The sequence below is a fragment of the Demequina sp. genome (assembly GCF_024642165.1).
Taxonomy (GTDB): Bacteria; Actinomycetota; Actinomycetes; order Actinomycetales; family Demequinaceae; genus Demequina.
Genome location: NZ_JAHEBP010000104.1, coordinates 1 through 7,343, shown reverse-complemented (window position 1 = coordinate 7,343; position 7,343 = coordinate 1). Strand labels below are relative to the sequence as shown.

The following is a 7,343-nucleotide window of genomic DNA, read 5'->3' as shown; positions in this document are numbered from 1 at the left end:
CGGCACCCCGTAGACACGGCGGCTCATTGCGCGGACGAACTCGGTGCCGCCGCCGCTCACGATGCAGTTCGTGAAGCCGCGGCGGTCAAGTTCGCTCAAGAGTTCGAGCATGGGCTGGTACACCATCTGGTCGTACCTCAGCCCGCGATCCGGGTGGGTCGCGTCGTCGAGGAACGCGTTCACGCGAGAGTCGAACTCCTCGGGCTCCATGCCCTCGAACAGGCCGAGCAACGCCGCCACCACCCGGTCGAGACCCTCGTCGGCGACCGCCGCCATGCCGCCAGAGAGCACCGCGGCGAACGCGGGGTAGCCGAGCAGCTCGGGGCTCTGGCGTACGCGTTGCCGCAAGTGCCACACGAAGAAGTCGAACTGCGCGTAGCGCGGCCTCTCGCACCAGAGCGTGCCGTCGTTGTCGAACACTGCCACCCGGTCCTCGGGGGCGAGCTCCTCAGCGGCCTTGAGGAACGCGAGCAGAGCGGACCGCGTCGCGCCGTCGTTCCACGAGGGCAACACTCGGTGCGATGCGGGCTTCGCGGACGTCACAGGAGGGAACGGCGACGGGACACCGTGCGGAAGCCGAGGTGGCTCATGCCCGTGTCGATCATCTGCGGACGTCGCGCCGCGGGCCGGTAGCGCTGGCAGTAATTGTCCGCACACAGGAACGACCCGCCCTTGATGACGCGTCGCGGGATCGCGAACTGCGGCTGGCGGGGATCATAGCTGGACTCAACACTGGGGCCGCGGGGATCGATCGGGACGCAGCACGCCTTCTCGGCGTCGGCGGGATGTCCGGAGGCGTACCAGTCCTTGGTCCACTCCCACACGTTGCCCGCCATGTCGTACAACCCGAACCCATTGGGGGGATAGGAACCCACCGGTGCCGTGCCCGTGAATCCATCGGCCTCGCTGTTCCGCCACGGAAAGTCTCCCTGCCAGAAATTCGCGAGATACCGCCCGTTCGGCACGGCCTCGTCGCCCCAGACGAAGGCGGCTCCATCGATGTCGCCGCGTGCCGCGCGCTCCCATTCGGCCTCCGTCGGCAAGTCCTGGCCGGCCCACTCCACGTATGCCAGCGCGTCCTCATAGGCGACGTGAACCACGGGGTGGTCCGCACGCCCGCTCAGGTCGCTGCCCGGGCCGTCGGGCCTGCTCCAGCACGCCCCGGGGGTCCAGACCCACCACTGGCTCAGGTGCCGGAGGTCGACCGGTCCCGGGGTCATCGTGAACACGAGCGAACCGGCGACAAGATTCTCCGGTGGTGCCCCGGGGAACTCTGCGGGGTCGAGTGGGCGTTCGGCGACCGTCCGGTAGCCCGTGGCGTCGACGAACGCGGAGAACCGGCGGTTCGTCACCGTAGTCGCGCCGATCGAGAAGTCCCCGACGGTCACTCGGTGTACTGGCGCTTCCTCCGGGTAGTGATCGTCGGAGCCCATCCGGAATGTCCCGCCCGGAATGGGCACCATGCCGTCGTCGTGTTGGGACGATGGACGGGCCGGGCCGGTCATGAGCTAGGGATGCCCGCCTGGAGTTTCTCGAGCATGGCGCTCACCGTGAAGCTGGCCGACTTCTGACGCGGTGGGAACTCGACCAGGGTGGCCGCCATCTGCATGACGTATGCCTGAGCCGGCACCACGATGTAGGCGTGGCTGATCATCCAGTCGTAATAGGTGTTCGACGTGATGTCGGCGCGCTCGTAAGGATCGGTCCGTAGGTTGAAGATCTTGGGCACTCGCAGCTCCGTGAACGGTTCCGCCCACACGCGCAGCGTGCCCGTCGCGCGCTGTTCCAAGAACAGGATCTTCCAGTTGCTGAACCTGAGTGCCATGAGGTCGCCATCGTCGGACACGTAGAAGAATTGCTGGCGCGGGCTGACGTCGGTCTCGCCGGTGAGGTACGGCAACTGGTTGTAGCCGTCCAGGTGAACCCTGTATTCCGTGCCGTCGAGTTCGTACCCGGCCTTCAACTGCTCGGCGATGTCCGGCGCGCCGGACGCGGCAAGGAAGGTGACGAACCAGTCCGCGTGGCTCACGATGTCGTTGAGCACGATTCCCGGCGCGATCTTCTCCGGCCATCGGACCAGTGCGGGTACTCGGAACGCCCCTTCCCATGACGAGTTCTTCTCGTTCCTGAACGGAGTCATCCCTCCGTCGGGCCACGTATTCATGTGCACGCCGTTGTCGGTGCTGTAGAGAACGATCGTGTCCTCGGCGAGCCCGAGTTCGTCGAGCAAGTCAAGCATCGTGCCGATGCGCTTGTCGTGCTCGACCATGGCGTCGTGGTACTCGGACTGCCAACGGCCGGCCTGGCCGCGGATCTCGTCGGCGATGTGGGTGCGGAAGTGCATGCCGGTGGTGTTGAACCACACGAAGAAGGGCGTCTCGCTCTCGGCCGCGCCCTTGATGAAGCGCTGTGCAGGCTCGATGATCTCGTCATCGATGGTCTCCATCCGCTTCTTGGTGAGCGGGCCCGTGTCCTCGATCCGGCCATCGGCGTAGCTGTGGATCACTCCACGGGGACCGAAGCGTTCGCGGAAATTCGGGAACTCCTCGGGAGTGGGGTAGTCGGGGTCCTCGGGCTCTTCCTCGGCGTTGAGGTGATACAGGTTGCCGAAGAACTCATCGAAGCCGTGATTGGTGGGCAGGAACTCGTCGCGGTCGCCGAAGTGGTTCTTGCCGAACTGCGCCGTGGCATACCCCTGAGACTTGAGTGCCGTAGCGATGGTGGGGTCCTCGTCTCGGAGGCCCAGATCCGCACCGGGCATGCCCACCTTGGTGAGCCCCGTGCGGTAGGGGTTCTGACCCGTGATGAACGCCGCTCGGCCGGCCGTGCAGCTCTGCTCGCCGTAGTAGTCGGTGAACATCGCGCCTTCTTCGGCGATCCGGTCGATGTTCGGGGTGTGATACCCCATCAGACCACGCGAATAGCAGCTCAGGTTGCTGATCCCGATGTCGTCGCCCCACAGAACCAAGATGTTCGGCTGGCCGTTGGGCATGACTCTCCTCTGCTCGACATTGAGGGCTTCATGGAACCACATCGGCACGGAACGCGCGACAGCGCCGCGTGACGGCCGGCTGGGACTTCGCCACCCGCCGGCTGCCCGTGCCATGTTCGACCACGTTCGGGGCCGCACTGGCTATCCTCGCAACGTGAGCAACGACGGCCGACGCAGCGTCACGCGGGTCACTAGCCCCGCGGTCGCACGCGTTCGGCGCGCGTTCAGTCGCAAGACGATCAAGCAGGACGCCTCGGCCGGGGTGGTGCTGGGCATCGAGAGCATTCCCGATGGGCTCGCCAACGGCATCCTCGCGGGGGTCAACCCCATGGCGGGCCTCTACGCGTACATGTACGGCATGGCGGGAGGCGTGTTCTTCACCGGCAGCGCATTCATGGCCGTGGGGGTCACCGGCGCCATGGCTCTCGTCGTCGCCGACACCAACCTCAGCGGCTATGCCGACCCCACCCGCGCCTTGTTCACCCTGTCAATCGTGACCGGCGTTGTGATGGTGCTTGCGGGTGTCTTCAAGCTCGGGCGCCTCATTCGTTTCGTGCCCACGGCGGTCATGACGGGCTTCGTCGCCGCGGTGGGCGTGAACATCGTCCTTGGTCAGCTCGCCAACCTCACCGGATTCGAGAGCCAAGCGAGCAACCGCGTTCTCGTGGCGCTCGATCTGGTGACTCACCCTGGCGAGATTGATGTCTGGACCGCCGTCGTCGGCGTCGGCACCTTCCTGCTGATCTCCGTCTTGACGAAGACCCGGCTGGGCGCTTTGGGCATGGTGCTGGCCGTCGTGGTCGGAACGGTGGCCGCGCTCCTCTTGGGGTCCCTCGTGAACGCCACGATTGCATCGGTCAGCGACATCGCCGAAATCTCCGGCGGCCTCCCATGGCTGGTCCTGCCGGACCTGGCGGCAATCCCGTCTCTCGTTGTTCCTGCGTTGTCGCTCGCGTTCGTGGGACTGATTCAGGGCGCCGCCGTGACGGCCGCGGTCGCGAATCCCGCTGACGGTCCGGCGAGCGTGTCACGCGACTTCGTGGGCCAAGGTGTCGGAAACATGGCGTCGGGATTGTTCCAGGGGATGCCTGTTGGTGGCTCGATGTCAGGTTCGACTCTTCTGTCGACGGCCGGGGCGAAGACGCGCACCGCCATCGCGATCGCGGCAGTCACGATGGCGCTCGTGGTGCTCCTCCTCGCGGATGTGGTGGGCGCCGTGGCGATGCCCGCACTAGCGGCGCTGCTCATCACGGTTGGGCTCAGCGCGATCAAGCCCGGAGCAATCCGGTCCGTGCTCAAGACCGGACCCTTCCAGGCCACGCTGATGGCAGTCACGTTCGGGCTCACGCTGATCATTCCGCTGCATTTCGCCGTCCTCGTTGGCGTCTCGCTCGGAATCATCCTGTTCGTCGCCGAGGCGTCCAACAAGTTGGTGGTGCGGCAACTCGTGATCGGTGAGGACGGCGACATGCGCGAGGACGATCCGCCGCGCGATCTCCTGGGCCGCGCGGTGGTGATCCTTCAGCCCTACGGGAGCCTGTTCTTCGCCAGCGCGCCCACGTTGGAGGAGCAACTGCCGCGCGTGTCGAAGGCGAGCACTGGGGCCGTCGTGATTCTTCGACTGCGGGGCGTGGACCAGATGGGGCTGTCGCTCATCGGAGTGATCGCGCGATACGCGCGAAAGCTCGCGGCAAACGGTGCGTCCCTCAAGATCGTCGCGAGCAGTCCTCAAGTCCTGATCCAGTTCGAGCACGAGGGCCTCACGGATCTCGTTGGCGCGGCGAACGTGTATCGGGGAAATGAATGGCTGGGCCGGACGGTGCGCGTCGCCTATGCCGATGCCCAGAAGGCGACGACCACCACAAAGGGCGACGACTAGGGGCCGCTCGGACAAGCCGTGGCGCTCCGAAGTAGGCTCGTCCGTATCCCTGCCGCCCTCCGAATGGAGGGCGCGACGGCGAAGGAGCCTCATGGATACCGCGCACTTCCTGCGATTCGAGAGCGTCAGATCAGTGCGGCAAACAGCCCGCGGACTCGTCGCGGACCTGGGTGGCGAAAGTCTTGCTGTCGACGTGGTGCGGCCCGATGTGGTTCGCATGGCGATCTCCCGGGGAGGGCGATTCGATGAGCGACCAACCGAGGCCGTGCGTGCCGATCTACCGCAGCTCGACGTGGAGTTCTCGGTAGCGATCGACGAAGGCGCAGCGCATGTCTCGACGGCCGCGATGACCGTGTCCGTGGGTCTCGACCCGTTCCGCCTGGATGTCGTCCGCGCGGATGGAACCTCCGTGGCGGTGACGGCGACCGACGACGCTGGGCGGTTCGTGCCGTACGCGACTCTCAACGACGAATTCGTGGTGCGCCGCGCCGCGCGGCCGGCCGACGCCGTCTATGGACTGGGGGAGAAGGCCGGGGGCGGCAACCGCCGCGGCAGGGACTTCACGTTGTGGAACACCGACGTTCTCGACGAGAACGCCACCCGTGAGTTCGTGGCAGCGCGTGCGACGGGCGACCCGCGCGCGGATCGCTTCAGCGCGGAATTCGACCCGTTCTACGTGTCGATCCCGTTCTTCTATCACCAGGACGGCAATTCCGGGGCGATGTCCGCATCGTTCCTCGACAACGGCTACCGGACCCACTACGACTTCACCCAGGGTGACCATTTCACCATTCACGCCTCGGGCGGTCAGTACGTCGAATATCTGATCGCAGGTCCAGCGATGCCGGACATCCTTGAGGCGTACACGTGGCTCACGGGTCGCACTGCGGTGCCGCCGATGTGGGCGCTCGGGTATCACCAGTGCCGGTGGTTCGACTATCGGCAGGGCGACGTGCTCGACCTCGCGCGCGAGCACCGTCAGCGTGACATTCCGCTGGATGTGCTGTGGCTCGACATCGACTACATGGACGGCTTCAGGGTCTTCACGTGGGACGAGACGAAGTTCCCGGATCCCGCGGCGATGCTCGCCGATCTCGAGAACCAGGGCATACGCGCGGTCACGATCATCGACCCCGGCGTGAAGCATGATCCCGGCTATGCCGTCTACGACTCCGGGATCGCCGGGGACCTGTTCTGCCGCACGGAGGGCGGCGACACCTACATCGGCCAGGTGTGGCCCGGCGACACCGCGTTCCCGGACTTCTCCCTGCCCGAGACGCGCGAGTGGTGGGGGCGGCTCAACGCCAAGCACGTCGAGTCCGGCCTCGCCGGCATCTGGAACGACATGAACGAGCCCGCTACCGGGCGCATCGCGCCCGACCGGATGCTCTTCCAGCGCGGCCAGGTGTCTCACGAGCGGCTGCACAATCAGTACGCGATGCTGATGGCGATGGGAACCACGGAGGGATTGCTGGCGGCGCATCCGGAGCGTCGCACCTTCGTGCTGTCACGCGCCGGCTTCGCCGGCATTCAACGCTATGCGGCGAACTGGATGGGCGACAACGCGTCGCGCTGGGATCACCTGGGCATGTCGGTCACGATGGGCAACGGCTTCGGGATCTCAGGTCAGGCGTTCGTGGGCGCGGATGTGGGCGGGTTCGACGGCGACTCGAATCCGGAGCTGTTCGCCCGGTGGATCCAGCATGGCGCGCTCACGCCGTTCTTTCGCAACCACAGCATCGAGCACTCAGCGGATCAGTACGCGTGGTCGTTCGGCGAGGATGTCGAGCGCATCGCTCGCCATGCTGTCCGCCTGCGATACCGCCTGATGCCCTATCTCTACTCCGCCTTTGTGATCGCGTCGGAGACCGGAGCGCCCGTGCAACGGCCGCTGGTCTTCGACTTCCAGTCCGACCCGGCCGTGCGGGGAATCGACGACCAGTACCTGATGGGACCTCATCTGCTCGTGGCGCCGGTGGTCGAACCGGGGGTCGTCTCGCGCAGTGTCTACCTGCCTCACGGCGAGTGGTTCGACTGGCACACCGACCTGCTGGTCGAAGGCGGCCGACGTCTCGACGTCGAGGCGCCCCCCGAGCGGATCCCGCTGTTCGTCCGGGCCGGCGCCGTGATCCCGATGTGGCCGGATGTGCCCGCGTCGACCGCTGGGCATTATCCACAGCGCATCGACCTCCACATCTTTGTGCCGAAGGACGGAGAGACGGTCCTTTCGCTCCTCCAGGAGGACGATGGCCTCACCTTCGCGGCACGGGACGGTGCGTGCGTGCGGACGGAGATCTCGGTCGCGCGCACGGGTTCCACGGTCACGGTCGCGGCGGCGGCCAGCGGGAACGGGTTCTCCGAATTCTCGCGGGCAACCATCCGCCTGGTCATTCATGGCGCCGAGCCTGGGGCTGTGACGATTGATGGCGCTGAGCTGCCGACCGCCGAGTCGAGTGTGGAATTCCCCAACGC

Annotated in this window: 5 protein-coding genes; 2 read left to right on the top strand and 3 right to left on the bottom strand. The window is 66.2% G+C overall.

Features of this window, described 5'->3' with window-relative positions:
- The 3 genes from Q0L54_RS09250 to Q0L54_RS09240 all read right to left on the bottom strand — a co-directional run.
- Positions 1–510: HAD family hydrolase (locus Q0L54_RS09250; RefSeq protein WP_296667487.1), on the bottom strand; the 510-nt coding region annotated here is incomplete at its 3' end.
- Between the two features lie 29 nt (positions 511–539).
- Positions 540–1,463, bottom strand: coding sequence for a formylglycine-generating enzyme family protein (locus Q0L54_RS09245; protein ID WP_296667485.1), 924 nt, complete (start codon positions 1,461–1,463; stop codon positions 540–542).
- 38 nt (positions 1,464–1,501) lie between these two features.
- Positions 1,502–2,992: an arylsulfatase gene (locus tag Q0L54_RS09240; RefSeq protein WP_296667483.1), complete on the bottom strand. Its 1,491-nt coding sequence runs from the start codon at positions 2,990–2,992 to the stop codon at positions 1,502–1,504.
- On the opposite strand from Q0L54_RS09240, the gene Q0L54_RS09235 reads away from it, so the two are divergent.
- Together Q0L54_RS09235 and Q0L54_RS09230 are read left to right on the top strand one after the other, a co-directional pair.
- A complete protein-coding gene (locus Q0L54_RS09235; protein ID WP_296667481.1) occupies positions 2,970–4,871 on the top strand; it encodes a SulP family inorganic anion transporter in 1,902 nt (633 codons plus the stop codon). The genes Q0L54_RS09240 and Q0L54_RS09235 overlap by 23 nt on opposite strands.
- Before the next feature lie 91 nt (positions 4,872–4,962).
- On the top strand, positions 4,963–7,343 hold a 2,381-nt coding region (locus tag Q0L54_RS09230; RefSeq protein WP_296667478.1), incomplete at its 3' end, for a TIM-barrel domain-containing protein.